The 25876-nt window shown below is 56.2% G+C and carries 22 protein-coding genes, 10 tRNA genes, 3 rRNA genes and 2 riboswitches; of the genes, 14 read left to right on the top strand and 21 right to left on the bottom strand.

Annotated features, from left to right (window positions below; translation table 11 throughout):
• Positions 1-167 precede the first annotated feature (167 nt).
• The 13 genes from EFB11_RS04915 to EFB11_RS04855 all read left to right on the top strand — a co-directional run bounded on the left by EFB11_RS04915 (position 168) and on the right by EFB11_RS04855 (position 8166).
• Positions 168-1695 (top strand): 16S ribosomal RNA (locus EFB11_RS04915).
• A gap of 162 nt (positions 1696-1857) precedes the next feature.
• Positions 1858-1933 (top strand) — tRNA-Ala (locus EFB11_RS04910).
• A gap of 40 nt (positions 1934-1973) precedes the next feature.
• A tRNA-Ile gene (locus tag EFB11_RS04905) sits at positions 1974-2050 on the top strand.
• Positions 2051-2432: 382 nt separating this feature from the next.
• Positions 2433-5269: ribosomal RNA gene (locus EFB11_RS04900) — 23S ribosomal RNA — on the top strand.
• 82 nt (positions 5270-5351) lie between these two features.
• Positions 5352-5427, top strand: a tRNA-Lys gene (locus EFB11_RS04895).
• Positions 5428-5524: 97 nt separating this feature from the next.
• Positions 5525-5599 (top strand) — tRNA-Glu (locus tag EFB11_RS04890).
• 122 nt (positions 5600-5721) lie between these two features.
• A 5S ribosomal RNA gene (gene rrf, locus EFB11_RS04885) occupies positions 5722-5838 on the top strand.
• Together the 16S, 23S and 5S rRNA genes with 9 tRNA genes alongside form the textbook arrangement of a ribosomal RNA operon.
• A gap of 37 nt (positions 5839-5875) precedes the next feature.
• A tRNA-Asn gene (locus EFB11_RS04880) sits at positions 5876-5951 on the top strand.
• A gap of 67 nt (positions 5952-6018) precedes the next feature.
• Positions 6019-6095, top strand: a tRNA-Ile gene (locus tag EFB11_RS04875).
• Between the two features lie 66 nt (positions 6096-6161).
• Positions 6162-6237: transfer RNA gene (locus EFB11_RS04870), tRNA-Trp, on the top strand.
• A 4-nt stretch (positions 6238-6241) separates the two neighbouring features.
• Positions 6242-6318, top strand: a tRNA-Asp gene (locus tag EFB11_RS04865).
• Between the two features lie 3 nt (positions 6319-6321).
• Positions 6322-6397, top strand: a tRNA-Thr gene (locus tag EFB11_RS04860).
• Positions 6398-6516: 119 nt separating this feature from the next.
• Positions 6517-6627: riboswitch (FMN riboswitch) on the top strand.
• 147 nt (positions 6628-6774) lie between these two features.
• Positions 6775-8166: an MATE family efflux transporter gene (locus tag EFB11_RS04855; protein ID WP_122789181.1), complete on the top strand. Its 1392-nt coding sequence runs from the start codon at positions 6775-6777 to the stop codon at positions 8164-8166.
• A 40-nt stretch (positions 8167-8206) separates the two neighbouring features.
• Here the strand turns inward: EFB11_RS04855 and EFB11_RS04850 are convergent.
• Positions 8207-8280 (bottom strand) — tRNA-Gly (locus EFB11_RS04850).
• A gap of 121 nt (positions 8281-8401) precedes the next feature.
• Between EFB11_RS04850 and EFB11_RS04845 the strand changes: the two genes are divergently transcribed.
• Positions 8402-9094, top strand: a complete 693-nt coding sequence (locus tag EFB11_RS04845) for an MgtC/SapB family protein (protein WP_122789180.1) — start codon at positions 8402-8404, stop codon at positions 9092-9094.
• A gap of 50 nt (positions 9095-9144) precedes the next feature.
• Here EFB11_RS04845 and EFB11_RS04840 read toward each other — a convergent pair whose 3' ends face one another.
• The 20 genes from EFB11_RS04840 to eutA all read right to left on the bottom strand — a co-directional run bounded on the left by EFB11_RS04840 (position 9145) and on the right by eutA (position 25872).
• Complete coding sequence (locus EFB11_RS04840) at positions 9145-9729, bottom strand: dipicolinate synthase subunit B (protein WP_442906820.1); 585 nt, start codon at positions 9727-9729, stop codon at positions 9145-9147.
• Positions 9726-10601, bottom strand: a complete 876-nt coding sequence (gene dpsA, locus EFB11_RS04835) for a dipicolinate synthase subunit DpsA (protein ID WP_122789179.1) — start codon at positions 10599-10601, stop codon at positions 9726-9728. Before dpsA ends, EFB11_RS04840 begins: the two co-directional genes overlap by 4 nt.
• A 109-nt stretch (positions 10602-10710) precedes the next feature.
• A complete protein-coding gene (locus EFB11_RS04830; protein ID WP_164706606.1) occupies positions 10711-11256 on the bottom strand; it encodes a DUF2284 domain-containing protein in 546 nt (181 codons plus the stop codon).
• Positions 11257-11523: 267 nt separating this feature from the next.
• A riboswitch (cobalamin riboswitch) is annotated at positions 11524-11714 on the bottom strand.
• A gap of 98 nt (positions 11715-11812) precedes the next feature.
• Entirely contained in the window at positions 11813-12250 is a 438-nt protein-coding gene (locus tag EFB11_RS04825; protein ID WP_122789177.1) for a cupin domain-containing protein, read from the bottom strand.
• Between the two features lie 21 nt (positions 12251-12271).
• The gene (locus EFB11_RS04820) at positions 12272-13462 is read right to left on the bottom strand and encodes an ethanolamine utilization protein EutH (protein WP_122789176.1); all 1191 of its coding nucleotides are present in this window, start codon (positions 13460-13462) and stop codon (positions 12272-12274) included.
• A 35-nt stretch (positions 13463-13497) separates the two neighbouring features.
• Positions 13498-14037, bottom strand: coding sequence for a BMC domain-containing protein (locus tag EFB11_RS04815; RefSeq protein ID WP_122789175.1), 540 nt, complete (start codon positions 14035-14037; stop codon positions 13498-13500).
• Between the two features lie 3 nt (positions 14038-14040).
• Entirely contained in the window at positions 14041-15399 is a 1359-nt protein-coding gene (locus tag EFB11_RS04810; protein ID WP_122789174.1) for a 4Fe-4S dicluster domain-containing protein, read from the bottom strand.
• A 15-nt stretch (positions 15400-15414) separates the two neighbouring features.
• Positions 15415-15699: a EutN/CcmL family microcompartment protein gene (locus EFB11_RS04805; protein WP_122789173.1), complete on the bottom strand. Its 285-nt coding sequence runs from the start codon at positions 15697-15699 to the stop codon at positions 15415-15417.
• 15 nt (positions 15700-15714) lie between these two features.
• Entirely contained in the window at positions 15715-16437 is a 723-nt protein-coding gene (locus EFB11_RS04800; RefSeq protein ID WP_122789172.1) for a hypothetical protein, read from the bottom strand.
• A gap of 32 nt (positions 16438-16469) precedes the next feature.
• Positions 16470-17291, bottom strand: coding sequence for an ethanolamine utilization protein EutJ (gene eutJ / locus EFB11_RS04795; RefSeq protein WP_122789171.1), 822 nt, complete (start codon positions 17289-17291; stop codon positions 16470-16472).
• A gap of 26 nt (positions 17292-17317) precedes the next feature.
• On the bottom strand, positions 17318-17929 hold the full coding sequence (locus EFB11_RS04790; RefSeq protein WP_122789170.1) for a PduL/EutD family phosphate acyltransferase: 612 nt from the start codon (positions 17927-17929) through the stop codon (positions 17318-17320).
• A 10-nt stretch (positions 17930-17939) separates the two neighbouring features.
• Positions 17940-18725 (bottom strand): ATP-binding protein, encoded by a 786-nt coding sequence (locus tag EFB11_RS04785; protein WP_243115159.1) that lies wholly within the window; start codon positions 18723-18725, stop codon positions 17940-17942.
• 29 nt (positions 18726-18754) lie between these two features.
• Positions 18755-19039, bottom strand: coding sequence for a BMC domain-containing protein (locus tag EFB11_RS04780; protein WP_122789168.1), 285 nt, complete (start codon positions 19037-19039; stop codon positions 18755-18757).
• Positions 19040-19069: 30 nt separating this feature from the next.
• On the bottom strand, positions 19070-19351 hold the full coding sequence (locus EFB11_RS04775; protein WP_122789167.1) for a BMC domain-containing protein: 282 nt from the start codon (positions 19349-19351) through the stop codon (positions 19070-19072).
• Between the two features lie 28 nt (positions 19352-19379).
• Positions 19380-20867 (bottom strand): acetaldehyde dehydrogenase (acetylating), encoded by a 1488-nt coding sequence (locus EFB11_RS04770; RefSeq protein WP_122789166.1) that lies wholly within the window; start codon positions 20865-20867, stop codon positions 19380-19382.
• A 3-nt stretch (positions 20868-20870) separates the two neighbouring features.
• Positions 20871-21416 carry a BMC domain-containing protein gene (locus tag EFB11_RS17340; protein WP_122789165.1) on the bottom strand — a complete coding sequence of 182 codons (546 nt, stop codon included), beginning with the start codon at positions 21414-21416 and terminating at the stop codon, positions 20871-20873.
• A 50-nt stretch (positions 21417-21466) separates the two neighbouring features.
• On the bottom strand, positions 21467-22120 hold the full coding sequence (gene eutL / locus EFB11_RS04760; protein ID WP_122789164.1) for an ethanolamine utilization microcompartment protein EutL: 654 nt from the start codon (positions 22118-22120) through the stop codon (positions 21467-21469).
• A gap of 16 nt (positions 22121-22136) precedes the next feature.
• Positions 22137-23027: an ethanolamine ammonia-lyase subunit EutC gene (gene eutC, locus EFB11_RS04755; RefSeq protein WP_122789163.1), complete on the bottom strand. Its 891-nt coding sequence runs from the start codon at positions 23025-23027 to the stop codon at positions 22137-22139.
• Between the two features lie 17 nt (positions 23028-23044).
• A complete protein-coding gene (locus EFB11_RS04750) occupies positions 23045-24415 on the bottom strand; it encodes an ethanolamine ammonia-lyase subunit EutB (protein WP_122789162.1) in 1371 nt (456 codons plus the stop codon).
• Positions 24416-24441: 26 nt separating this feature from the next.
• Positions 24442-25872 carry an ethanolamine ammonia-lyase reactivating factor EutA gene (gene eutA, locus EFB11_RS04745; protein WP_122789161.1) on the bottom strand — a complete coding sequence of 477 codons (1431 nt, stop codon included), beginning with the start codon at positions 25870-25872 and terminating at the stop codon, positions 24442-24444.
• Positions 25873-25876: the final 4 nt, after the last annotated feature.

The raw sequence follows: 25876 nt of genomic DNA, 5'->3' as shown, positions 1-25876 counted from the left end.
TTAAACAACGAAATGCTTACTTTAAATAGTATGTGACGAACCTGAAAATTCGCTTGAGTTTTTACTCTGGTAGAATCCAAACAGAAGTCGGAACTCTGTTTTAAAAGTCAAACCGACACGTCAGACTCTAAAGTCGATTAGATGAGCTTTTAGCTCTTTTAATAACATTTTTAGAGAGTTTGATCCTGGCTCAGGATGAACGCTGGCGGCGTGCCTAACACATGCAAGTCGAACGGAGTTATTTTGGAAATCTCTTCGGAGATGGAATTCTTAACTTAGTGGCGGACGGGTGAGTAACGCGTGAGCAATCTGCCTCGGAGTGGGGGATAACAGTCGGAAACGACTGCTAATACCGCATAATGCATCGAGATCGCATGGTTTTGATGCCAAAGGCTTGTCTGCTCTGAGATGAGCTCGCGTCTGATTAGCTAGTTGGCGGGGTAACGGCCCACCAAGGCGACGATCAGTAGCCGGACTGAGAGGTTGAACGGCCACATTGGGACTGAGACACGGCCCAGACTCCTACGGGAGGCAGCAGTGGGGAATATTGCGCAATGGGGGCAACCCTGACGCAGCAACGCCGCGTGATTGAAGAAGGCCTTCGGGTTGTAAAGATCTTTAATCAGGGACGAATTTTGACGGTACCTGAAGAATAAGCTCCGGCTAACTACGTGCCAGCAGCCGCGGTAATACGTAGGGAGCAAGCGTTATCCGGATTTACTGGGTGTAAAGGGCGAGTAGGCGGGCTGGTAAGTTGGAAGTGAAATCCCGGGGCTTAACCCCGGAACTGCTTTCAAAACTGCTGGTCTTGAGTGATGGAGAGGCAGGCGGAATTCCCAGTGTAGCGGTGAAATGCGTAGATATTGGGAGGAACACCAGTGGCGAAGGCGGCCTGCTGGACATTAACTGACGCTGAGGAGCGAAAGCGTGGGGAGCAAACAGGATTAGATACCCTGGTAGTCCACGCCGTAAACGATGGATACTAGGTGTGGGAGGTATTGACCCCTTCCGTGCCGGAGTTAACACAATAAGTATCCCACCTGGGGAGTACGACCGCAAGGTTGAAACTCAAAGGAATTGACGGGGGCCCGCACAAGCAGTGGAGTATGTGGTTTAATTCGAAGCAACGCGAAGAACCTTACCAGGTCTTGACATCCCTCTGACCGCCCTAGAGATAGGGTTTCCCTTCGGGGCAGAGGTGACAGGTGGTGCATGGTTGTCGTCAGCTCGTGTCGTGAGATGTTGGGTTAAGTCCCGCAACGAGCGCAACCCTTACGGTTAGTTGCTACGCAAGAGCACTCTAGCCGGACTGCCGTTGACAAAACGGAGGAAGGTGGGGACGACGTCAAATCATCATGCCCCTTATGACCTGGGCTACACACGTACTACAATGGCAGTCATACAGAGGGAGGCAATACCGCGAGGTGGAGCAAATCCCTAAAAGCTGTCCCAGTTCAGATTGCAGGCTGCAACTCGCCTGCATGAAGTCGGAATTGCTAGTAATCGCGGATCAGCATGCCGCGGTGAATACGTTCCCGGGCCTTGTACACACCGCCCGTCACACCATGAGAGCCGGTAATACCCGAAGTCCGTAGCCTAACCGCAAGGAGGGCGCGGCCGAAGGTAGGACTGGTAATTAGGGTGAAGTCGTAACAAGGTAGCCGTATCGGAAGGTGCGGCTGGATCACCTCCTTTCTAAGGAGACCTGAGATTTGAATAAAGTCTCATATCCTATGGTCAATCGAGTTCGTACGGCAGATCGTTGTTTAATTTGGAAGGTGTAAGCCTTCGAAAGAAGGAATGTACCTTCAAAAAGTGGAAATTGAGAAGAAAAACGTTCCGGAAGCCCTGTAATATGGGGGTGTAGCTCAGCTGGGAGAGCACCTGCCTTGCAAGCAGGGGGTCAGGAGTTCGATCCTCCTCATCTCCACCAAGGGCGAAGGGACGAAAAGACCGACGTCCGTGATAACTATGGGCTTGTAGCTCAGGTGGTTAGAGCGTACGCCTGATAAGCGTAAGGTCGGAGGTTCGAGTCCTCTCAAGCCCACCACTTACTTTCTTGTGAACAAGAAAGTAAGCAAAGAAAACTTCAATTAAGAAGTTTATTTGCACCTTGAAAACTGAACAATAACGAAAGCAATAAGCAACAATAGAGGAAACAATTTGTTATTCCGCTTAAGAAATTAAGCAAAAAAATAAATGGTTTTTCTGAATATTGTTGGGATACGATCGAAAGATCGTACTACAAATAGCTAAAATAACCGAGATAATCCTAATTCTTGCAATATAACAGCGACCGAGGAAACCTCGAAGCGGTTGGGCCGATTCAAAGCCCAGCGCAGCGGGTTTGAATCGGAAGTGAGGAGCAAGGGAGCGGAGCGGAGTTTTCAGATTCATCTGAAAACGAAACGAAGCGGACTTTGCGACGAACAGGTCAAGCTGTAAAGGGCGCAAGGGGAATGCCTTGGCACTGGGAGCCGAAGAAGGACGTGACAAGCTGCGATAAGCTACGGGGAGCCGCAAATAGGCTTTAATCCGTGGATTTCCGAATGGGGAAACCCGGCAGAGCAATACTCTGTCAGCGTTAACTGAATCCATAGGTTAACGTGGGGAACCGCCTGAACTGAAACATCTAAGTAGGGCGAGGAAAAGAAATCAACCGAGATTCCGCTAGTAGTGGCGAGCGAACGCGGAAGAGGCCAAACCGTGAGGAGCAATCTTTGCGGGGTTTGGACAGCGATATGTAGTCTGTTTTGGTAGCCGAACGCTTTGGGAAGAGCGGCGATACAGGGTGATAGCCCCGTAGGCGAAACTGATAGGACGCTAGCTGGATCCAGAGTACCACAGGACACGTGAAACCCTGTGGGAAGATGGGGGGACCATCCTCCAAGCCTAAATACTACTCAGTGACCGATAGAGGAGCAGTACCGTGAGGGAAAGGTGAAAAGGACCCCGGGAGGGGAGTGAAATAGAACCTGAAACCTTGTGCCTACAAGCACCGAGAGCACGTTCATGTGTGATCGGGTACTTTTTGTAGAACGGTCCGGCGAGTTAATGTAAGTAGCAAGCTTAAGGTATTGGAATACCGGAGGCGCAGCGAGAGCGAGTCTGAATAGGGCGCTTAAGTTACTTGCATTAGACCCGAAACCGGGTGACCTATCCATGAGCAGGCTGAAGCGGTGGTAAGACACCGTGGAGGGCCGCACCCACGTCCGTTGAAAAGGCCGGGGATGACTTGTGGATAGCGGAGAAATTCCAATCGAACTCGGAGATAGCTGGTTCTCCCCGAAATAGCTTTAGGGCTAGCGTTATGATAGATTACCGGAGGTAAAGCACTGAATGGGCTAGGGGCCGCGAGGTTACTGAACCCTATCAAACTCAGAATGCCGGCTAATTGGTTCATGGCAGTCAGACTACGTGAGATAAGTCTCGTGGTCAAAAGGGAAACAGCCCAGATCTACAGCTAAGGTCCCAAATAGATGCTAAGTGGAAAATGATGTGAAACTGCGAAAACAACCAGGATGTTGGCTTAGAAGCAGCCACTCATTTAAAGAGTGCGTAATAGCTCACTGGTCGAGTGGTTTTGCGCAGAAAATGTAACGGGGCTAAGCATCTAACCGAAGCTTAGGCAGACGCAAGTCTGGGTAGGGGAGCGTTGTATGCGGGGTGAAGTCAGAGCGAGAGCACTGGTGGACTTCATACAAGTGAGAATGCCGGAATAAGTAGCGAGAATTATGTGAGAATCATAATGGCCGAAAATCTAAGGTTTCTTGGGGAAGGTTCGTCCGCCCAAGGTTAGTCGGGAGCTAAGGCGAGGCCTAACGGCGTAGTCGATGCACATACGGTAGAAATTCCGTAACCACCGAACTTTAAGCATAAGGGACGCTTTCATTAAGGTGAACCCGGGCGATGGTTGCCCCGGGCGTAAGGGACCGAAATTTAGTAGGGAAGTCACTGGCGTGAGAGACGAGAAAAGCTTATGTGTATACTAAGGTGCCCGTACCGCAAACCGACACAGGTAGATGGGATGAGTATTCTAAGGCCAACGGGAGAAGGGTTGTTAAGGAACTCGGCAAATTGGCCCCGTAACTTCGGGATAAGGGGCGCCTGCGAGAGTAGGCCGCAGTGAAAAGGCCCAAGCGACTGTTTAGCAAAAACACAGCTCTCTGCTAAATCGAAAGATGACGTATAGGGGGTGACGCCTGCCCGGTGCTGGAAGGTTAAGGGGAGTGCTTAGCGCAAGCGAAGGTGCGAACTTAAGCCCCAGTAAACGGCGGCCGTAACTATAACGGTCCTAAGGTAGCGAAATTCCTTGTCAGGTAAGTTCTGACCCGCACGAATGGCGTAACGATTTGGGCACTGTCTCAACAGCCCGCCCGGCGAAATTGTAGTACCGGTGAAGATGCCGGTTTCCCGCAACTAGACGGAAAGACCCCATGGAGCTTCACTGTAGCTTGATATTGGATTTCGGTATTCCATGTACAGGATAGGTGGGAGGCTTGGAAGCACGGGCGCCAGCTTGTGTGGAGTCAACCTTGGGATACCACTCTTGGGATACTGGAATTCTAACCTGCGGCCATGAATCTGGTCGGGGGACACTGTCAGGTGGGCAGTTTGACTGGGGCGGTCGCCTCCTAAAAGGTAACGGAGGCGCTCAAAGGTTCGCTCAGCACGGACGGAAATCGTGCAATGAGTGTAAACGCAAAAGCGAGCCTAACTGCGAGAATGACGGTTCGAGCAGTAACGAAAGTTGGAGTTAGTGATCCGGCGGTATGTGAATGGAAATGCCGTCGCTCAACGGATAAAAGCTACCCTGGGGATAACAGGCTGATCTCCCCCAAGAGTCCACATCGACGGGGAGGTTTGGCACCTCGATGTCGGCTCATCGCATCCTGGGGCTGAATTCGGTCCCAAGGGTTTGGCTGTTCGCCAATTAAAGCGGTACGCGAGCTGGGTTCAGAACGTCGTGAGACAGTTCGGTCCCTATCTGTTGCGGGCGTAGGAATATTGAGAGGAGCTGCCCTTAGTACGAGAGGACCGGGGTGGACGTACCTCTGGTGCACCAGTTGTTCTGCCAAGGGCATAGCTGGGTAGCTAAGTACGGACGAGATAAACGCTGAAGGCATCTAAGCGTGAAACTTCCCTCGAGATAAGTATTCCCATCCTTCGGGAGTAAGGCCCCACGTAGACTATGTGGTGGATAGGTCAGGAGTGGAAGCGTGGTAACACGTGCAGCGGACTGATACTAATAGGCCGAGGGCTTGACCTAAAATGAATTAGGAAAAAGCATCTCGATAAAAAGCGATTGTGAGTAAGTATTGTTCAGTGTTCAGGGTGCAAGCCTTTCACATGCACCATTAGCTCAGTTGGTAGAGCAACTGACTCTTAATCAGTGGGACCTGGGTTCGAGTCCCCGATGGTGCTCCACTTTCTTTTTTCTTTGATAAAAAGAAAAAAGAAAGCAAAAAAGAAAATACCTGTATAACACAGGGAAGATCTTTGTAGCTGCGTAAAGACCAGATGTGGCCCGTTGGTCAAGCGGTCAAGACGGCGGCCTCTCACGCCGCAAACGGGGGTTCGATTCCCCCACGGGTCACCAAAAAAGTCTTGACAAAACGATGACGATATGTTATAGTTTAAAAGCTGCGAAGCCGTGTGCAAGAAAAGCGCGAAGCGCAAGTAAAGTTTTCTTTGCTTACTTTCTTGTACACAAGAAAGTAAGTAGGTGTTAATGGTGGCGAGGGTACACCTGTTCCCATCCCGAACACAGTAGTTAAGCTCGCTTACGGTGACAATACTTGGCTGGCGACGGCCCGGGAAGATAACTCAGCGCCTACACCAAAGCATGCTCATGAAAATGAGCATGCCTGTATATTCCTCAATAGCTCAGTCGGTAGAGCATGCGGCTGTTAACCGCAGGGTCGTTGGTTCGAGTCCAACTTGAGGAGCCAATAAGACAGAGTTTGCCGCTGCTGACAACAAAGTGGCGGCAAATTTTCTATCTGCTTTCAAGGATAAGGGCCTTTAGCTCAGTTGGTTAGAGCAGACGGCTCATAACCGTCCGGTCCTGGGTTCGAGTCCCTGAAGGCCCACCACCAACTTTCTTTTGAAAAAGAAAGTTGGCAAAGAAAACTTCAGTGTTTTCTTGCTATACACAACATAGGGGTATAGCTCAGCTGGTAGAGCAGCGGTCTCCAAAACCGCGTGCCGTGGGTTCGATCCCTACTGCCCCTGCCAAAATGGCCCGGTAGCTCAGTCGGTTAGAGCGCTGGCCTGTCACGCCAGAGGTCGAGGGTTCAAGTCCCTTCCGGGTCGCCATTTGCTGTTGTAGCTCAGCAGGCAGAGCACTTCCTTGGTAAGGAAGAGGTCGACAGTTCGAATCTGTTCAACAGCTCCACGAAAAGAATCACTACAAAATGTAGTGATTCTTTTTTGTTTTCAAAATATTTTTAACATATGAAAATGTTGTCTGCCGAGGGATTGACAAGTGCAATATAGAGTGGTACAATAACGAAAAGTTTTCTTCGGAAATGAGATATTCTCTACTGGCGGTGAAAGCCCGCGAGCGTCAAGCTAACCCGGTGGAACTCTAGGGCCAACAGTTAGTCTGGAAGGGAGAAGAAAACACGCATGGGGTCGAATGCATGTGTGTCTTATCCGAGAAAGAATATGAAACCAAGAGCATTCGGTATCTATGCCATACCGAATGCTCTTTTTGTATTTGGATTCCATGCATCCTTTTGTATCGATGGGTTAAAAGGGAGGAGTTTTTGTATGGAAAAAACCACATCGAATCCACTGTCGACCGAGCCGATCGGCAAACTGCTTTGCAAGTATTCCATCCCAACAACGCTCACACTTCTGGTCAACTATTTATACAATATTGCAGACCAGATTTTTGTTGGGCAAGGGGTCGGTATTACCGGCATGGCGGCTACAAACGTCGCATTCCCCTTGACAATCGTAACGATTGCCATTGCGTTGATGCTCGGGGATGGCTGTGCTGCGAATTTGAATCTTTGTTTGGGACGCAAAGACCAGGAAACCGCGGATAAAGTCATCAGCCATACCTTGACGTTGCTGCTGATTGCAGGACTGTTGCTGGGCGTATTGGGCAGTATCTTTGCCGAAAATATTGTGTTGCTGTTCGGCGCGACCGAAACTTCTTTCCAGGATGCGCTCGATTATACCCGGATCATCGTTTGGGGCTTACCGTTTTTGCTGTTTAGCTCGTTGCTGGCGTCGGTCATCCGCGCAGACGGCAATCCGCAGTTCACGATGAAGTGCATGATGCTGGGTGCAGCGATCAACCTGATTTTAGACCCGATCTTTATCTTTGGGCTGCATATGGGCGTTGTCGGTGCGGCGATTGCAACCGTGATTGGACAGGTGGCAGCCGGCAGTCTGTGCCTGCTGCATCTGCGGCATTTGCAGACCGTGCGCATCCATAAAGAATGGCTGCGCCCAACCGCTTGCATCACACTGCGCATTTTGAAACTGGGCATTCCCAGCTTTTTGACGCAGATCATGACTGCTTTGGTGCAGGTCACGATGAACAACCTGATGAAGCAGTATGGCGCAACCACGCCCTATGGCAGCGACGTTGCACTGTCGGTGTATGGTGCGCTGATGAAGGTGTATCAGATTGCGCATGCGATGTTTGTCGGTGTTTCTTCGGCAACACAGCCAATCAATGGGTATAACTTCGGTGCAAAATGCTATGACCGGGTGCGCAAGACCTATCGCATGGCTTCGATGATCGCCCTGATGATATCGGTTGGATGGTTTGCCATCTATCAAATTTTCCCGCGGGTGATCGGTATGCTGTTTGTAGCTGATAATGCGGTGTATCTGGACGCATGTGCCTATATTTTCCGGCTGTATATGTTGGGATTCTTTGTATATGGCTTACATATGACAACTTCGTCGTTCTTCCAGAGTATTGGTCAGCCGGTCAAGGCGCTGACCCTGCCGCTGGTGCGCCAAGCTGTGGTACTCATCCCGCTGTCGCTGATTCTGTCGGCACAGTTTGGGCTGGCTGGCGCATTGTTGGCCGTTCCAGTTGCAGACGGAGTGTCCTTCCTGCTTTCTCTGCTGTTCATCAAGCATGAATTTCATAAGTGGCGTCAGGCTGGATGGTTACAGATCAAAGAGTCCGCTGGATGATAAAAGAAAAAAACGCATGCGATTTGCATGCGTTTTTTTTTGGAGCGGATGATGGGAATCGAACCCACATAGCCAGCTTGGGAAGCTGGAGTTTTGCCACTAAACTACACCCGCAGAACTTGTTTAAGTATAGTCGATTTTGACAGGTTTGTCAAGGTATTTTTTGGATTTGCGGGAAGCGCTTGACCCTTTGCCAATCCTGTGATACCCTGAAACAAAGTGGGAGGCGAGACCGATGCAAATGGAGATTGCCGATATTTTTTTACGATTGTTGTGTGCCATGGTGGTTGGATTTGTGATTGGTGCCGGCCGCGAGCGAATCCATCGGCCAGCCGGTATGCGCACCCATATGGTCGTGGCAGTTGGGGCCTGTGTGGTGATGATTACCGGCCAGCTGCTGTTTTTGCAGTCCGGAGAATATGGTGCATGGAGTACGCCTGACCGTATGGCGGCGCAGGTCATCTCCGGCATCGGCTTTCTGGGGGCTGGCACCATCATTCGGGAAGGCCTGACGATCAAGGGATTGACCACCGCCGCAAGCCTGTGGTCGGTGGCCTGTCTGGGTCTGGCGGCCGGTGCAGGGTTTTATGCGTTGACCTTGGGTGGTACGGTGGCCATCACGATCACGTTATCGCTCATCCGGCCCTGGCAGGAAAAACGGTTTTTCCAGTCAAGCAATACCAAAATGCTCCTGTCGATCGACTGTATCCTGGTCGATGAAGTTCTGCACCGGATGGAAGGAATGCTTCGTCAGGCACAAGGAGAAATGCGGCATCTGGAGGTCGAATCCAAAGAAGGAATGCGCTTTTTGATTCATGCCTCCCTGCATTTTGAAAATGCAGCGACCGAAGGACAGCTTTTGTCCCGATGGCTGCATGAGTTTCAGGCGATCGATGACACAGTGAAACTACATATCACGATTTTGTAAAAGTCCAAACACCAGTTGGCCACCTTCCGGAAAGGAGGGTGGCCATTTTTTTATGAGGTGAGCAGCAAAGGCTGCTGTTGTTCCCCGCGCAGGGCGGATGCAATGGTGGATGGGATTTGGCTCATATCTGCGACCAGCGAGCGCGGTTTGGTATAGGGGGCATCCTGTCCGAAGGGGACAAAATAATAATGTCGGCGGTTGAGTAGGGTGCCCAGATTGAACGCCGAACCGGATAAGCCATCGTTGGTGGAAACCGCGAGGACGACCGGACGGTCCCGGCGCAGATGGCTCTTGACCGCCATGGTGACTGGGGTATCAATGATCGAATGGGCCAGTTTGGCCAGCGTATTGCCCGTGCAGGGCGCAACGACCAGCACATCGAGCAGCCCTTTGGGACCGATGGGCTCTGCCTGCTGGATGGTTTGCACAATGGGGTTGCCGGTCAGTTCGGTCAGCCGGTTTTGCAGGTCTTGGGCCGTACCAAACCGGGTATCCATCGAGGCCGCATGGTCGGATAAAATGGGGGTGATGACATATTCCCCGGATTGTACCATGGCTTCCAGCACATCGAGCGCCTTGGCAAAGGTACAAAACGAACCGGTCATGGCAAAGCCGACGCGGATGGGATGGTTCATAATAGGCCCTCCTCCTGTAAGATCGTATAGACCGTATCCCGGATGGCACAGGCAGCCGAAACCGGCGCGACCTTGCCGGGTAGCGACAAAGCCCAGATCGCGTGCCGGCCGATTTGGCTGGCCGCGTTGAAATCCACACCGCCCGGCTTGGATGCCAGATCGATAATCAGGCAATCGGGTGGGAGTTCCGCCAGTTCGGCCATACCGAGCACCCGTGCCGGCACGGTGTTGACCACCAGGTCAAAGCCGGACAGATGCCCAGCCAGAGCGCCCGTATGCAGGCAGCCATGTCCGGCTGCTTCAATGCGTGCAAAATCCTTGGCCGAACGGGCAGAAACGGTCACATGCGCATGCAGCGCCTGCAATTTCTGGGCCAGCATACTGCCGATGCGCCCATTGCCGATGACCAGCACATGCGACCCATGCAGGGTGATGGGCAGTTCTTCCATGGCAAGCTGCAACGCCCCTTCGCAGGTGGGGACTGCATTGCGGATAGCCAGCTCCTCACGGGCCAGATAGTCGATCAGATGCAGGTCGTTTTGTTCGGCCCGTGCCCGCAGGGCCGGGGAGACCGCACCCGCCAGCACCAGTTTGCCCGCTGGAATGGCATCCAAAATGGTTTGCATATGATACGATGTATTGGAAAGCGGCGCGTTGAGCAGCCCTTCCTCGCGTTCGGCCGGCATGGGCAGGATAATCGCCTGCGCCTCTTTTACCCCAAAATCAGGCGCTCCCAGGCGGATTCCAGCATCAAATGGATGCCGTTCCAGCGCCGAAACCGTGACTGTATGGCCGTCTGCGCACAAAAGCTGCGCCAAAAACGCTTGCCGCATGTCGCCGCCAAGAATGGCCAGCGACGTGCTTTTTTTCATACTGCATCGCCTCCTTCAACGTCATGCTATGCCGGGATGGGTCCATGGGTGAGACCTTTCGAAAAAAGGGCATGGGTCGGTGTCAAAAACCGATCCATGCCTTGATTGATCAGGGGACCAGCAGCGCCCCCAATGCTACATGATAGGCGGGCAGCTTGCCGGAGCTCCATTGGAGCGGAAAACCAAGCTGCTCGTCCGCCAGACGGCTCAGGTCGATGCGGAAAGCCGAAAAGGAATACCGCATCCGCTCGGGCCAAATGCAGGTGCAGCCGCTGGGACGCATGCAATGGGCGCAGCGCTCGCAGCGTCCGGCGGCAATCGACCGCGCGCCGGGAAACAGCTTTTCGAGCGCCAGCTGGGTTTCGAGCAGCGCCCGTTTGGCAAGGCCGTAAGTTTGATCCTGTACGGCCTGGACATCGCGCCAGCGATGTGCCAGCTCGGTATAGGTGACTTGTACGCCCAATAGATAGATGTCCGTATATCCGGCGAAAAAAGCGGGCGTATCGGGGACACCGGGCGGACAGGACCATACCTTGCCGTAGAAGGGACAGCCATTGCAGCTTTGCGCGAATTTTTCCGGGCGGTAATATTGCTTAAGAAACGCATCGACCGCCATGCGGCGCACCGCGGTCTGGGTGGTACATAAATCTGTCATGATGAGTCCTCTCTTGCCGCAAACGGGCGGGGCAGAACACCCCGCCCGCTCATGCCGCGGCCAATCCACTTGGCGTCCCGCCTGCATCGGCAGGCGCCAGCTTCGAATGCAGAGATGCGTGGGCCGGATATTCCTCTATCCGGGCATACTCTGTGCGTAAAAGAAAAATCAGGCGCACAGAAACAAAAAAGCTGTACCGAAAAAGCAGGTACAGCAAACAAACCGCCGGGCGGTGGATGTGCACCCTTTCAGGACCGGAAAGGTTTTTACGTGCGTTATATCCAGGCAGGTCTTCTGACTCAGGCCTCCAAGCGCAGTCCGCCGTCTTCCCGGAACCATCCAGTGACTTTGTGGCGGCCTGCTCGGCCAATACAGCAACGGCATTGTGTGGGATTCACACCCAGCTTCCCTTTTGAGTTTCCCGCAGCCGGGGAAACACCTGGATACCGATTGGATTTATGGTCAGTATAGCATTCCAAGGGCACCCTGTCAAGCACAGGCCGGGGCGCCGAGCCGGGGGATGAACCCCGGCTCGCACCCAGCCCGCTTTGCCGGTTTATCCGAGTTCCTGCCAGTTGGCGGGATAGACGAAATAAGCATATCGGGCAAAACTGGGGGTCTGGAAATGGATGTGGCTACCTTGGGGGATGTAAATGATATCGCCCGGGCCGCCTTTGATGACCCGTCCGTCGATCTCGATCTCCAATTCGCCTTCGATGACCATATCGTATTCGTCATACGTCAGAGTCCATTCAAAACTGGTGTGATCCAGTTCCATGATCCCGGCACCCATGCGGGGTGCTTCTTCTAAGGTGACCAGATCCTTTAAGCGGACGCCATCCTGTTCGAACGGTTCACACTTGACCGTGGAAGTCCGGATGCCGATGATGCCGCTGGGATCGATATGCTTTTCAAAACCACACGACGGCTGTGCCATGGTTTCGCGGATCACTTTTTCTACGATCTCACGGATCAAAGCTTCACTTACATTCATAAGCACACAATCCCTTTCTTCTTACTTGTTTGCGCTTTCGATCTTGCTGAGCAGCTTGGGAGCGAGTGCATTGGCCACGATCAGTGCCGTGATACCAGCAACCAGCTTGCCAACGATAACCGGGAAGATCATATCCTGGTTGTTGCCAGCGGTAAAGCCCAGATGGTCGCCGAATACGAAAGCAGCCGATACAGCAAATGCAACGTTCAGCAGCTTGCCCTTGGGGTTCATCTGATCCATGATGTTGAACATCGCGATGTTGTTGGCCAGGTTGGCGACCAGACCAGCCGAACCCTTATCGTTCATGCCGAATGCAGCACCGATCTTGTTGAGTGCACCGCCGAAGGTTTTGGTGATCCACTTGACCATGGGGAACGCACCGATCAGGACGATACCAATCTGGCCGCAGGTGAGCAGACCGGAATTGAGCGGCGTCAGGCCGGTTTCCGGATCGACCGTGGACATCACGTCGAACAACGGGAACATGATACCCGTGATCTGCTGGAAGACGGCGATGGCGGTAAAGATCGTGATGACGATGGTAACGCCGGTGCCGAATACGTTAAAGCCGCGGATCATAGCCGACGGGGCAAACCACAGGCCGATGACGATCAGGGCTGCGATGATGATAACCGGAACCAGGTTGATGAGAATCGTGCCAATAGACAGCTTATAGGGCGTCATATTCATGACCAGGCCGCCAGCGATACAGCCGAGCGGGATGGTGATCATACCAGCCAGAACGCCGGCGCCCAGATACGAGCGGTCCTCTTTCTTGATGATGCCCAGTGCAACCGGGATGGTAAATACGATCGTCGGGCCCATCATGGTGCCCAGGATGAGGCCGGCAAAGTTACCGATTGCCTCATTGCTGGCCAGTTCCATAGCCAGCGGATAGCCGCCCATATCACAGGCGAGCAGGGTGGTAGCAAACATGGACGCATCCGCGCCAATGGCAGTATAGATGGGCTTCAGGATCGGCCCTAAAATCTCCGCCAGAACGGGAGCCGCTGCAACAACACCGGCCATGGACAGCGCCAGCGGGCCAATGGCGTTGAAGCCTTCTTCAAATTGTTCGCCGTAACCATATTTATTGCCCAGGATCTTGTCGATCGCACCGACGACCATAAAGATCATCATGATCATCATAATGACCGAGTTGATCGAAATGTTGCTGACCCAAGCCTGTACGCTTTCGGTGAATACACTCATGTGTGACCCTCCTTTTTTCTGTTATCTCGCCCCTTTTACAGCAGCGTGTCGAATAGCTTGCGATCCGGACGCGGGATGACTGTGGTTTCGACCAGCAGTTCCGCATCCTTTCGTGCCGCTTCCACGGCCGCCCGGACGGCGCCGACATCGCCGGTCAGGGTGACAAACCCCTTGCCGCCGATGGCGTAGCCGGTACGGACTTCGATCAGTGTGATATTCGCAGCCTTTGCCGCCACATCGGCCGCCACGATCGCCGAGGCGATGGAATAAAACTCCAACACGCCCACCGCGCCGCGGGTCTCGACCTGGTTGGTCATGCTGATGGCCGGGATGAGCTGCTCATGTACATTGGGAAGCATCAGCGTATCGACGACCAGTTCGCCGCCGCGTTTGCGGCCTTCCTCCATGGCCGCGCGCACGTCGCCGGTCTCCCCGCCGATGATGATCATATACTTGCCCGGGCAAACAGTGGAGGAGCGCAGCAGCGCGACCTGTGCCGCTTTGACCATGTAATCACAGGTTTCGATGCCGCGGGCAATGCTGCTCAGTTCAATCATGCCAATTGCAGTTGCCACCGTTTAACCCTCCTTTTGGCGGGAGATTCGTGCTCCAGCCGCTGTGATTTCGGTAATCACGCCGGAAATGCCAGCGTGGATGTTGGCGGAAAGCCCATTTTCCGCCGCTTGCGCGATTTTTTGTCCCTTTTCCACCCGGTCACCCACCTGACAGATGGGTTCGGCCGGTTTGCCGATGTGCTGGGAGAAGGGGACAAAAATCGTATCGGGCTCAAGTTCCTGGCAGGTGTGGGCGTGCAGGCCGCTGTATGCAGCCAGCCCCAGCCGGGCGATCAGCCGCTCGGTCGGGATGCGCCGCAGCGCCAGTTCACGCAGCGCTTCAGGTGCCATATTGCGCGGTACTTGGATACCCCGTTCCCGCAGTGCGCCCTTCATGTACTCGTTGACCTTGCGCGGGGAAAGCCCCATCGGGCAGGCGAACATCTCGCACACGCCGCACGAGCAGCAGTTGGCCGCGTCGCCGAAGGCATGCAGGAATTCGGCTTCCGATTCCAGGCTTTTCTCCCGGTACAGGTTGCGCATGACCAGATGCGGGCGGATTTGATGCCCGATCAGATAGCGCGGGCACAGGTCGGTACACATCCGGCACTGGATGCAGGCCGCCCGGGCCTGGGCGCGGATGCGCTCGAGCGGGCGGGCCGACCGCTCGATGAGGTAATGCTCACGCGGCAGCACCAGGATATTGCCCGTGGTCTTGGTGACCACGGCCTGGGCAATGGCCTGCGGGTCGGATACCACCTTGCCCATCATCGGCCCGCCCAGGATGATGGCATAATCGGAAATGCGGGGATGGGCGGCCGCAATGCAATCGGTCACCGCCGTGCCAATGGGCACATGCAGCATGATGGGTTCGGCCACTTCGCCCACCACCGAGAGATATTTGGAACTGACCGCCGTGCCCTCGATCAAGGCGTCGTAAATGCCCAGCAGGGTGCCGACATTGTCGACCACGGCGCCCACGTCGAGCGGCAGCCCGCGTTCGGGTACGGTTTTGCCGGTGACCAGCTGCACCATGGTCTGTTCATCGCCCGCGGGGTAGAAGGTATCCATCTCGCACAGCTCGATGGGCACACCCGCCTGGGTGATGGCCGCGCGCAGGGCTGCGATCTCGTCCCGGTATTTGCGCTTGAGCGCAATGACAATATGGGACGCTTCCAGATGGGCCGCTACGGCCGCCGCTGCCGCCACGATGCGGTCTGCATAGGTGCGGCATAAGTATTTGTCGGTTTCGATCAAAGGCTCACATTCGGCCGCATTGACGATAAACCATTCGGCCTTGGCCTTGAGTTTTACATGCGTGGGAAAGCCCGCACCGCCTGCACCGACGATTCCGGCGTCTTTCACCGCCTCCAGCAAATTCATCCATCGTTCACCACCTTATTGCAGCGCATCGGGATGCAATTCCTGGTCGTCCACAATCCCGACGACCGTGGCATCGACCGGCACGCTCATATCCCCAGCCGCGCTGCGCGCCGAGCTGCCGGCAACAATCAACACGGTTTCGCCCACTCCGGCGCCGATAGTATCGGCGGCCACGATGGGGGTACGGTCACACGAACCGTCCAAAATGTTGATGGGCTGCACGATCAGCAGCTTATAGCTTCTGAGCTTTTCGTCTTTTCGGGTCGACCAGATATTGCCGATCACCTTTGCAACTTTCATGTCAATTCCACCTGTTCATTCGTCCCGCACGAGCGAAACCTTTCTTGCCTGCGCGTATTCCTTGGCCAGATCGGTCAAAATGGCGCGTTTGCCGATGTGGATGACCGAAACATCCTTGTCATAGACCGCGCTGAGATCGCGTTCGGTGATGACGCGCTTTTCAATCTTCACTTCCCGACCGGGCGCCGCGCAGGGCGCTGCGGCACAGGGGGCCGGACTGGCCGCCGGTTCGCAGGCCGCGGCCTCATCGCACAGAATCGCGTCCTCCAGCTCGGCCAGCGGGCAGATCGCCACGCCCGCCTGCTGAAGCAGTGCAAGCTGCTTTTCCAGGACCGCATAATACGCGGGCGGCGCCGTTTCGGCGTACCGGTACAGTTCGACCATTTCCTTGAGGACAAAGATTTTTTTGCCGGTCAGGATGGCTTTTTGCGCCAGACGGGTGAAAGGCGTATCGCATACGCCGCCCGCCAGCCGGGCCAGCGCTTCATTGGTCAGGCCAAAGAGGATGACCGCTTCATAGGATGCCATGTCGCAGTCGTAGTCTTTGAGCAAGGCGCATTCGGTCTGGTAATAGCTCAAAAGCCGTTCGCTTTCCAGCATGTCGTGGCAGATGCTGCCGTGTTCTTCGGTCAGGATGAGCAGCTTGGGCTTGCCGACGTCGGAACCACAGGACTCCTGCTGCGCGATCTTGGCAGATACCCGCGCAACGATCTCATCCACCAACGCATCGAAATTCATAGGTTCCCCTCCTTTCCCATGGTTTTCGGGGATCAAACCTTACAGTTCATCGCAATTCCAGCCGGGGTGACCAGGAAGGGATCGGCCGGTTTGATGGTCCGGATGCCGGTCTCCTTTTCAAAGATGGTCTCGATGCCGGTCAGGCAACAGGTGCCGCCGCACAGGTAAAGGGTATCGACTTGGCTTTTGTCCACATACCGATTGACGATGGAGGCCATTTTTTCGAGTACGGCCTTGACCACCGGCAAAATTTCCCGATGGCGGGTATAATCCTGCTTGATCTGTTCGGCCTCGTCAAAGGGGATGTGGTAGTTACCGGCCAACACCAACGTTACATGGGTGCCGCCCGTGGGCTCATCCTCGATTTGGATGACCTTGCCGTCCTTTAAGATGGCCAGACCAGTCGTGCCGCCGCCAATGTCGACCACCACGCCGTCGTCGATCTGATAGATGGAATTGGCCGCCGTCGGTTCGTCGAGGACGTTGGTGACTTCAAATCCCGCGCCTTCGGCCACATACTGGTGGGTACGCACACTCGATTCGGTACCGGCCGGCATGGCGATGGCGCAGTTGATGAGTTCTTCGCCGCCCAACCGTTCTTCCAGTTTGGCCTTGAGTTCGCGCACAATGCGCAGCGCACCCGAATAATCGACGACCACACCGTCGCGCAGCACGCTCGCCGCCTGCTTTTCACAGGCGATCGGGTTGTCCTCCTCATCGAGCACGACCAGCACGATGTAGGCCGTGCCCAGATCCAGGCCCACTTTGAGCTTGCTCCCCACCGGACGGAAGGTTTGGGTTTCCGAATCCTTGACACGCTGCATATAGGCGTTTACACGCTCGAGATCCATCATAGTCTCACCCTTTGCTGAAATTGCTGTTACTTGATAATCTTACCCAGCGTAAAACCGCTGACCAGTGCCGCGTTGGCCTCATCGAAATCGATGTGCATGCGGCAGCTGAATTTTTCACTCACGCGGATGATGACATCCCGGAAGGTGACCGGCCGGTCGCTGAACACCTCGACCGCGACGCGCTGTTTGTCGGTCACGCCCATGATCTGCGCCACTTCGGGCGTAAGATGGACGTGGTTATGCGCGATGATGACGCCTTCGTCGATGGTCAGCGAGCCGCACGGACCTTCGATCGTAATAGAGCCCGACCCGGCCACGTCGCCCGATTCGCGCACCGGCGCTTTGACGCCCAGTTCTACGCAGTCGCTTTTGGACAGCTCGACCTGGGTGGCCGGACGGATGGGGCCTAAGATCGCGGTGCGCTCCTTGCGGCCCTTAGGGCCGATGAGGGTCACCCGTTCCTCGGACAGGAACTGTCCGGGCTGGGAGAGCGGACGCTTGGGGGTCAGTTCGGCGCCTTTGCCGAACAGGACTTCCAGATGTTCGCGCGTGAGATGGACATGGCGGGCCGAAACTTCGACTTCCACCAAGCCAGCGCGGGAGATGGCGCTGAGCACAGCCTGAATGATCTGTTCCATAACATCCCCCTTACTTCTTGCCGTACAGGCCTGCCAGATACATGCACATCATGATGTGCACGGCGCTGGACAGGCGGTTGAGTTCTTCGATGATGTCCGCGCGGGTGCATTTTTTGCCGTCGCGGAATGCCTGATTGGCGGCCACCTCGGTTTCCCGAATCTGGGTGCGCAGCTGGTTGAGCAGCGCATAAGCCTTGCCCATGGTGTAGTCGGGCAGCAGCATCTGCTTGATGTGGAAGAACCGCATGGGGTCGTGCGACCGCTCGCGCAGTTCGGCGTGTGTCAGGCCGATGATGATTTCGTTTTTGAATTCCTCATCCAGCACATCGCAGCGCATCATTTCGCGCAGCACGGTCAGAATATCGCCCAGATCGTCGATGATCTTTTCATTGCCGCTGCTCTCGGCGAGTTCGGCCTGGATGAGCACGATCTGCGCCTGCAAACTGTCCAGCTTGCCGCGGAACAGGATGCGCGGATGGCTCTTGGGCACGAGCACATTGCCGTAGAGATGGGTCATATGCTCGGGCTTTTCCAGATAGAAGGCGCCGGTCTCGTAATCGACGAATTTGGGCTGCGGCGCCACAGGTGCCGCTGGGTCCGCCGCAGGCGTTGGGGGCGCCTCAGCCGCAGGTGCGGCGGGCGGCGGATCCTTGGAGATCTTGATTTTGCGCTGCTGCAAATATTCCCGGGCGGCCGGCGAGAGGATCTTTCCCTCGGGGATATAATAGGTTTCCGGCTCGGCGCCGCGCAGTTCGTTGCGCAAAACCGCTTCTGTAATGACCTTCAAACAATTCACCCCCTGTTCAGGTCGCTAGGCCGGGTGGGTTACCCCTGCAGCGTCGGGAGGATGAATTCGACCTCGTTGTGCGGACGCGGGATGACATGGACCGAAATCAGTTCGCCTACACGCTCAGCAGCTGCCGCGCCTGCGTCCGTTGCGGCCTTGACCGCGCCGACGTCGCCGCGAACCATCACGGTGACCAGACCGCCGCCGACATGGACCTTGCCGATCAGGGTGACGTTGGCTGCCTTGACCATGGCGTCAGCCGCTTCGACCGAAGCGACCAGACCTTTGGTTTCGATCATACCCAGTGCTTGTACTAATGCCATATTGGTTGCTCCTTTCGGTAAAGCCCGGACTTAGCCGAGCGAGGGCAGGATAAATTCCACTTCTTCGTGCGGACGCGGGATGACGTGAACCGAAATCAGTTCGCCGACCCGTTCGGCCGCTGCGGCACCTGCATCGGTCGCGGCCTTGACCGCGCCGACGTCGCCGCGTACCATAACGGTGACCAAGCCGCCGCCAACATGCACCTTGCCAATCAAGGTGACGTTAGCCGCCTTAACCATGGCGTCAGCCGCTTCGACCGAAGCGACCAGACCCTTGGTCTCGATCATACCTAAAGCCTGCATTGCTGCCATTTTATATTCCTCCTTAAAAGATCATGCGTTATTGAACGGTTTGCAGCCGCTCGATGATGCGCGCGACAATCGCGTCGACCACACTCGGGTCCATCATCGCTTCGGGCGTTGTCTGGCAGATACCGTCCGAACAATTAGGCATCTCGCGGCGGATGTCCTCGAGTTCCCGCAGACCATACGCCACATACCGGCGGTCGAGCAGATTCATCGGACTGACATTTTCGCTGGTCGCGCTGCCGCCGACCGCGCCGCAGCCCAGTGTCAGCGAAGGCATCAGGCCGGTCGAACCGCCGATGCCGCCGAGGGCGGACGGGGTGTTGACCATAAAGCGAGAAGCCGGGATGCGTTTTGCGAAATAATCGACGATGCTGTCGTCCTTGGTGTGCATCGAGAAGGTGTGGCCCTTGCCTTCATACCGCAGGATGGTGCAGCAGATGTCGCAGACATCCTTGTAATCGGTGCCGGTGTAGAAAGCGAGGATGGGGCCGAGTTTCTCGTTGGAATACGGGTGGCCGCGGCCTACGCCGTCCTCGTCGGCGACCAGGACGCGGGCGGTTTCGGGCACATCCAGACCCGCCAGTTTGGCGATGGTCTGCACGCTGCGGCCCACGATCTCGGGGTTCATGGTGCCGTTGGCGCGCAGGATGAATTTGCCCAGCTTGGCGCGTTCTTCCGGATTGAGGAAGTAAGCGCCCTGTTTTTCCATCTCAGCCTGGATGGCCGGCCGCATATCGGCGTCGCAGATGACCGACTGCTCGGATGCGCAGATGGTGCCGTTATCAAAAGTCTTGGAATCGATGATGCGCTTGACAGCCAGCGGGATGTCGGCCGTGCGTTCGATGTAAGCCGGACCGTTGCCTGGACCGACGCCGATGGCCGGGGTACCGGACGAATACGCGGCGCGTACCATCGCGCTGCCGCCGGTAGCCAGGATCATGGCCGTATCCGGATGTTTCATGAGGTTGTCGGTCGCCTGCATGGTCGGGATGGTGATGCAGGAAACTAGATTTTCATTGCCGCCCGCCTCGGCGATGGCCTGCCGGATGACCTTAACGGTCTCCCGGATGCAGCGCAGCGCGCTCGGGTGCGGGGAAAAGACGATCGCGTTGCCGGCCTTAATGGCGATCTCGGCCTTGAACAAAGCGGTCGAAGTCGGGTTGGTCGAGGGGATCAGACCCGCGATAACACCCACCGGCACGGCGATGATGCGCAGTTTTTTCTCCTCGTCGCGGCCGAGTTCGCCGATGGTTTTCATGTCCTTGATATATTCATAGACGCCCCGGCTGGCAAAGACGTTTTTCACGACTTTATCTTCTACAATGCCAAAGCCGGTGTCCTCGTGCGCCATCTCTGCCAGACGGCGCGCATTGCGCACGCCCGCGTCGGCAATCGAGCGGACGATGCGGTCAACTTCCTCCTGCGATTTTTCCGCCAGTTCCTGCTGGGCTTTCTTGGCAGCGCCCACCAGCTCGCGGACTTCCTGCATGGAGAGAAGGTCCTTATCATAAAGCTGCATAAACTATTCCTCCTGTGCCTGCTCGATCCGTGCGATCAGTTCTTCTTTCTTGGCAAAGCGGATGTCGCGGCGCGATAGGCCGGTATTCAGCCCCCGGGCTACCGAGCGGAGCTGCGCCACCGTCATCTTGTGCAGGTCCCGGTCTTCAGGAACCGGTTCGTCCGCCACGGGGGCGGGTTCTTCGGGAGCCGGAGCCGGTGGGGCCGCCTCAGACGGTGCGGAAGGCGCTTCGGGTGCCGCGGGAGGTTCCGGGGGCTCGGGCGGCGTCGGGGGAGCGCCCACCCGGTCGCCCAGGATGTAGGCGACATCGCTGGCCGGACGCGGGATGACATGCACCGAAATCAGTTCACCGACCCGTTCGGCCGCCGCAGCTCCAGCATCGGTCGCGGCCTTGACCGCGCCGACATCGCCTTCCACCATCACGGTGACCAGGCCGCCGCCGACCTGTGTTTTACTCACAAGGGTGACATTCGCCGCTTTGAGCATGGCGTCGGCCGCTTCGATGGAACCGATCAGACCGCGCGTTTCGATCATACCCAGAGCATTCATGGTAATCCCTCCATTTCAATGCGGAAATGCCCGTTCCCGCAAACAGGGGATTATTCGACTCTCGGGTTGTCGGCTACAAATTCGATCGCAGAGGCAAAGGCTTCGCAAGCCGATTTGCAGGCCGACTGGCTGCCGGTGAGCAGCGCGCCGCCGAAGTTGGTCTCAGACGGGGGCGCGTACAGTACGCACATCTTCACGTCCGCTGCCTTGAGCGCTGCATCCACGCCATACATGGCTTCCAGCGGGGGAGCGATCAGGTACGCCAGCGCTTCGCCTTCCTGGATGCCCGCGCCTTCGGACAGGTACGAGCCGGTGCGGGAAATGCACTGCGCATAATAAACGATCGAATCATCTTCGTTAGCCGAGATGAAGTAGGCAACATTTTCGACCATATCCACCGCAGCCTGCAAGCCGGCCTTGACTTCGGCCGGATTGGGACCAGCCAGGATGCCGATGAATTCACCGGCCAGCTTGGTGTTGGCATTGGCTGCGCCGCCATAGAAGCTCTTGGCATAGACAACCTTGACGTCTGCCTTCTTGGTCGCTTCGTCAACCGCCGTATAACCGACATCATCGCAGTCGGTCGTCAGCAGGGCCAGGGATTTTTGGTCGGGGCTGAGGTTGAGCTGCTTGGCAAGGTCGGGCGATACGTTCGGGATGATCTTCGACGCCAGCACAGTCGCTCTTACGGGGTCTCTTTTCATGTCTGTTTCCTCCCTGTTACAGTTTCAGATCAGTACCGCTGGCCTTCTTGTCCAGCATGATTTTGATGATCTCCGCAATATGGGCGCCTGCCTCGGCAGGAATGGTACCGTTGCGGTGGATGTTGGAAACCACCGTGCGGCGCGCTTCGGGCATGCCCACGGTTGCGCGGTAGGCGATGTAAGCCGACATGGATTCGGCGGTGATGAGGCCCGGGCGTTCACCGATCAGGGTGCAGGTGACCTCGGCGTCCAGCAGTTCGGAGATCTCGTCCATGACACCAACGCGGCCATACTTGACAAAGAACGGTGTGCCGGCGTCGATGTGGTAGCTTTGCAGGCCCTGCAGGATTGCGGGCAGCAGGTCGGCGATGTTTGCCGCCACGGCTGCCGAGGACAGACCGTCTGCCACATAGATCTGGACGCGCGGGCTCTTCTTGCATTTCTCCAGGATGGTCTTGCGGGCTTCCTCACTGAGCTTACGGCCCAGGTCGGGTCGGGTCAGATAGACGTCCTTGCTGTCGCACTGGGTCTGCACGATGAACAGGCCCATTTTATTTTCAACGAAATCGTGGTCGACGTCGTTAAAGACTGCATCCTGTGCCGCCGAGTGTGCGGCGCGGAATTGCAGCTGCGGGTCGGTTTTGTACCGTGCGCCGGCCTTGCCGATGCCCAGACGGCAGGGAGCATGCGCCTTGAGTTCGGCATATTCCTCGCCATGAGCGGGATTTTTTACGAGATACTGGGTTCGGATGTCCACTTCGGTAACGTCCGGGATACATCCGTCTTCGACTGTGGTATGTTCACAGCAGATGGGTTCGGCCTGGACCGTCGAGGCGGCCGCACCGCCCGAAATGTTCATTTCAGAAAGCACCTGCTCGATGATGGCTTTTAAATCCTTCTGATCCATTCAGTGCACACCTCCTCTTACTTTGCCATAAAGACCGAAGCGTCGCCCGCCTTGGGGGTCAGCTTGCCGTTTTCGGAGAAGCCCATCTTCTCCAGCCACTGGTCGAATTCCTTGATCGGGCGCAGGCCAAAGACCTCACGCAGGGCAGCTGCTTCGTGGTAGCCGGTGCACTGATACATCAGCATGCAGTCGTCGCCCTCGGGGACGCCCATGATGTAGTTGCAGCCCGCCGCAACCAGCAGGGTGGCCAGGTTTTCGATGTCGTTCTGGTCGGCCTTCATGTGGTTGGTGTAGCAGGCGTCGCAGCCCATAGGTACACCGGTCAGCTTACCCATGAAGTGGTCTTCCAGACCGGCACGGATGACCTGCTTGGAATCATACAGGTATTCCGGACCGATGAAGCCGACAACCGTGTTGACGAGGAAGGGCTGATAGCGCTTGGCAAAGCCGTAGCAGCGCGCTTCCATGGTCACCTGGTCCCAGCCATTGTGTGCTTCCGAAGAAAGTTCGGAGCCTTGGCCGGTTTCAAAGTACATAACGTTCGGGCCAGTCGAGGTGCCTTTGTGCAGCATCATGTCGCGGCCTTCGTCCAGCATGGTGGCGGTCAGGCCAAAGGCCTCGTTGCCCTTCTGGGAACCGGCGATGGACTGGAACATCAGATCGATCGGGGCGCCGAACTTGTCAGCTGCCTCGGTCTGGGTGGTCACGTGCGCCAGAACGCAGATCTGCGTCGGCACTTCCCATTTATTTTTAAATTCGTCAAAACTCTTGAGGATGCGTGCTACGCTTTCGACCGAGTCATCGACCGGGTTGAGACCAATGACCGCGTCGCCGCAGCCAAGGGACAGACCCTCCATCACCGACGCCATGATGCCCTTGGGGTCATCGGTGGTGTGGTTTGGCTGCAAGCGGGAGGAGAAGGTGCCCGGCAGACCAATGGTCGTATTACAGTGAGCCGATACGCGCATCTTCTTGGCCGCATAGATGAGGTCGAGGTTGCTCATCAGCTTGCAGACCGCGGCAACGATCTCACTGGTCAGACCGCGGGAGGCGCGGCGGATCATCGCGCCGTCGGTGGTTTCGTCGAGCAGCCATTCGCGGAACTCGGCGACCGTCATGTTTTTGAACTGATTGAAGATGGTCTCATTGACGGCATCCTGGATGATGCGGGTCACTTCGTCCTGCTCATACGGTACCGCCGGATTGTTGCGCAGTTCGTTTAAGGTAATGTGGGAGAGGACTACTTTGGCGGCGACACGCTCCTGCGCGTCTTCCGCAGCAATGCCGGCCAGCTTGTCGCCCGACTTTTCCTCGTTGGCCTTTGCCATGACTTCCCGGAGCGACTTAAATTCATATGTGTGGCCAAAAAGCTTTGTTTTCAGTATCACATTCACTCACCTCTCGTTCATGTTTTTTAAGAATTGAAGATCAGGGTCTTGATTACGACGGGCACCACATGGCCACCCGCCAGCGGTTCGCCGATATCGATGTAGTCACCGCTCAGGGTGCGGATGCTGTCGATGCAGATGACGTCTTTCTCGCGGCCGAGTTTGACGTTGAGTGCATTGCCCAGCACCTTGCCGATATCGTTTTCCACCACCAAAATCAAGGGATATGGGGATTCAATCGCCTCCTTTGCGCCTGAGATCACCGCATCGGCCAGGGCCTGGATTTCCGCGAAGCTGGTGCGTCCGCGGCCGGAGAATGCAATGGCAATCTGCTCGGGCCGCCCTTCTGGCCGGTACAGTGGGATTTGGGTTCGGATGGAGTCCGAAAGCGTTTCCAGCATCGCTTCGTCCTCCTCAGCTACCTTCAAAATGGGCACGTTCTTGATCGGCAGTTTTTCCCTGGCATAGGTGATGGTGCTGCCGCTCACTTCGGTCGTGTGCGTTCCCGCACCGACCACCGTGGCCCGGATGGTTTCGGCAGCCTGGTACAGTACGACCTGCCCAAACGCCGGATGCTGGCGGATCGCCCGTCCGAGCAATACGCCGATATCGCCGTAACGGAATACGTCTTCGGTTGCCGGCTGATAAATATAGTCCGCCACACCGCCCGAAAAGGTCACGCCGCGCACGGCGGGCTGGGGCGGGATGGACGTACCACCGTTGGTATACAGCCCCGGATGCTCGGCATCCTGCGGCTTGAGGAACAGGGCTTGCGCCAGCTGGTCGGCCATGTGCTCGCACACACGGAACAAGGTATCCGGGTCGGCGCGGTCGCCGGGGGCGAGCGCGATGCCCCGTTTGCGGGCAAAGTCCTGCAATTTGGGGAAAATCCAGGTGATTTTCCCGTCCTGTATCTTAATGAGGCGGCCGCCGATGTCCAGGCAGCTCACCCCGCGAAGGGTTCCTTTTTCAAAAAGCGCGATGTTGGAGGTGCCGCCGCCGACATCGATGTTGGCCACTACCGTGCGCTCGTTTTCCGAGATTTGGTCGGTGCCGGCGCCGCGGGCGGACAGCACGCTTTCCAAATCTGGCCCCGCCGTAGCGACCACGAAATCGCCCGCCATATCAGACAGGGCGGCAAGCACCTGATTGGCATTCTGCTTGCGGGCGGTATCGCCGGTGATGATGACCGCGCCGGTCTGCAAATCCGAGGGCTTCATCCCAGCGGCCGCATATTGCTCGCGGACGATTCGTTTGACCCCTTCGGCATCGATCTCGGTGGACGAGAGCAGGGGAGTGAAATAGATCGGGCTGCGGTAGACCACTTCTTTTTCGACAATGGAGACCCGCGGCACCGCATAGCTGCCTGCCAGGTTTTCGATGACTAGGCGGCTGAATACCAGCTGGGTCGTCGAGGTACCGATGTCGATGCCCACGCTTTGGACAATTTCCTGCATAGTT

The organism is Intestinibacillus sp. Marseille-P6563 (assembly GCF_900604335.1).
GTDB lineage: Bacteria > Bacillota > Clostridia > Oscillospirales > Butyricicoccaceae > Butyricicoccus_B.
The sequence above is the reverse complement of the archived record's forward strand: the minus strand, read 5'-3'. Positions and strand labels throughout refer to the sequence as shown.

Coding starts and splice junctions, on each gene's coding strand:
- eutJ (WP_122789171.1), bottom strand. CDS start 17,291: ATGATGGATCTCGAGCGTGTAAACGCCTATATGCAGCGTGTCAAGGAT.
- EFB11_RS04825 (WP_122789177.1), bottom strand. CDS start 12,250: ATGAATGTAAGTGAAGCTTTGATCCGTGAGATCGTAGAAAAAGTGATC.
- eutC (WP_122789163.1), bottom strand. CDS start 23,027: ATGGATCAGAAGGATTTAAAAGCCATCATCGAGCAGGTGCTTTCTGAA.
- EFB11_RS17340 (WP_122789165.1), bottom strand. CDS start 21,416: ATGAATGCTCTGGGTATGATCGAAACGCGCGGTCTGATCGGTTCCATC.
- EFB11_RS04840 (WP_442906820.1), bottom strand. CDS start 9,729: ATGAACCATCCCATCCGCGTCGGCTTTGCCATGACCGGTTCGTTTTGT.
- EFB11_RS04810 (WP_122789174.1), bottom strand. CDS start 15,399: ATGAATTTGCTGGAGGCGGTGAAAGACGCCGGAATCGTCGGTGCAGGC.
- EFB11_RS04800 (WP_122789172.1), bottom strand. CDS start 16,437: ATGAATTTCGATGCGTTGGTGGATGAGATCGTTGCGCGGGTATCTGCC.
- EFB11_RS04845 (WP_122789180.1), top strand. CDS start 8,402: ATGCAAATGGAGATTGCCGATATTTTTTTACGATTGTTGTGTGCCATG.
- EFB11_RS04790 (WP_122789170.1), bottom strand. CDS start 17,929: ATGGAACAGATCATTCAGGCTGTGCTCAGCGCCATCTCCCGCGCTGGC.
- EFB11_RS04775 (WP_122789167.1), bottom strand. CDS start 19,351: ATGGCAGCAATGCAGGCTTTAGGTATGATCGAGACCAAGGGTCTGGTC.
- eutL (WP_122789164.1), bottom strand. CDS start 22,120: ATGAAAAGAGACCCCGTAAGAGCGACTGTGCTGGCGTCGAAGATCATC.
- EFB11_RS04770 (WP_122789166.1), bottom strand. CDS start 20,867: ATGCAGCTTTATGATAAGGACCTTCTCTCCATGCAGGAAGTCCGCGAG.
- EFB11_RS04805 (WP_122789173.1), bottom strand. CDS start 15,699: ATGAAAGTTGCAAAGGTGATCGGCAATATCTGGTCGACCCGAAAAGAC.
- EFB11_RS04855 (WP_122789181.1), top strand. CDS start 6,775: ATGGAAAAAACCACATCGAATCCACTGTCGACCGAGCCGATCGGCAAA.
- EFB11_RS04820 (WP_122789176.1), bottom strand. CDS start 13,462: ATGAGTGTATTCACCGAAAGCGTACAGGCTTGGGTCAGCAACATTTCG.
- EFB11_RS04830 (WP_164706606.1), bottom strand. CDS start 11,256: ATGACAGATTTATGTACCACCCAGACCGCGGTGCGCCGCATGGCGGTC.
- eutA (WP_122789161.1), bottom strand. CDS start 25,872: ATGCAGGAAATTGTCCAAAGCGTGGGCATCGACATCGGTACCTCGACG.
- EFB11_RS04780 (WP_122789168.1), bottom strand. CDS start 19,039: ATGGCATTAGTACAAGCACTGGGTATGATCGAAACCAAAGGTCTGGTC.
- dpsA (WP_122789179.1), bottom strand. CDS start 10,601: ATGAAAAAAAGCACGTCGCTGGCCATTCTTGGCGGCGACATGCGGCAA.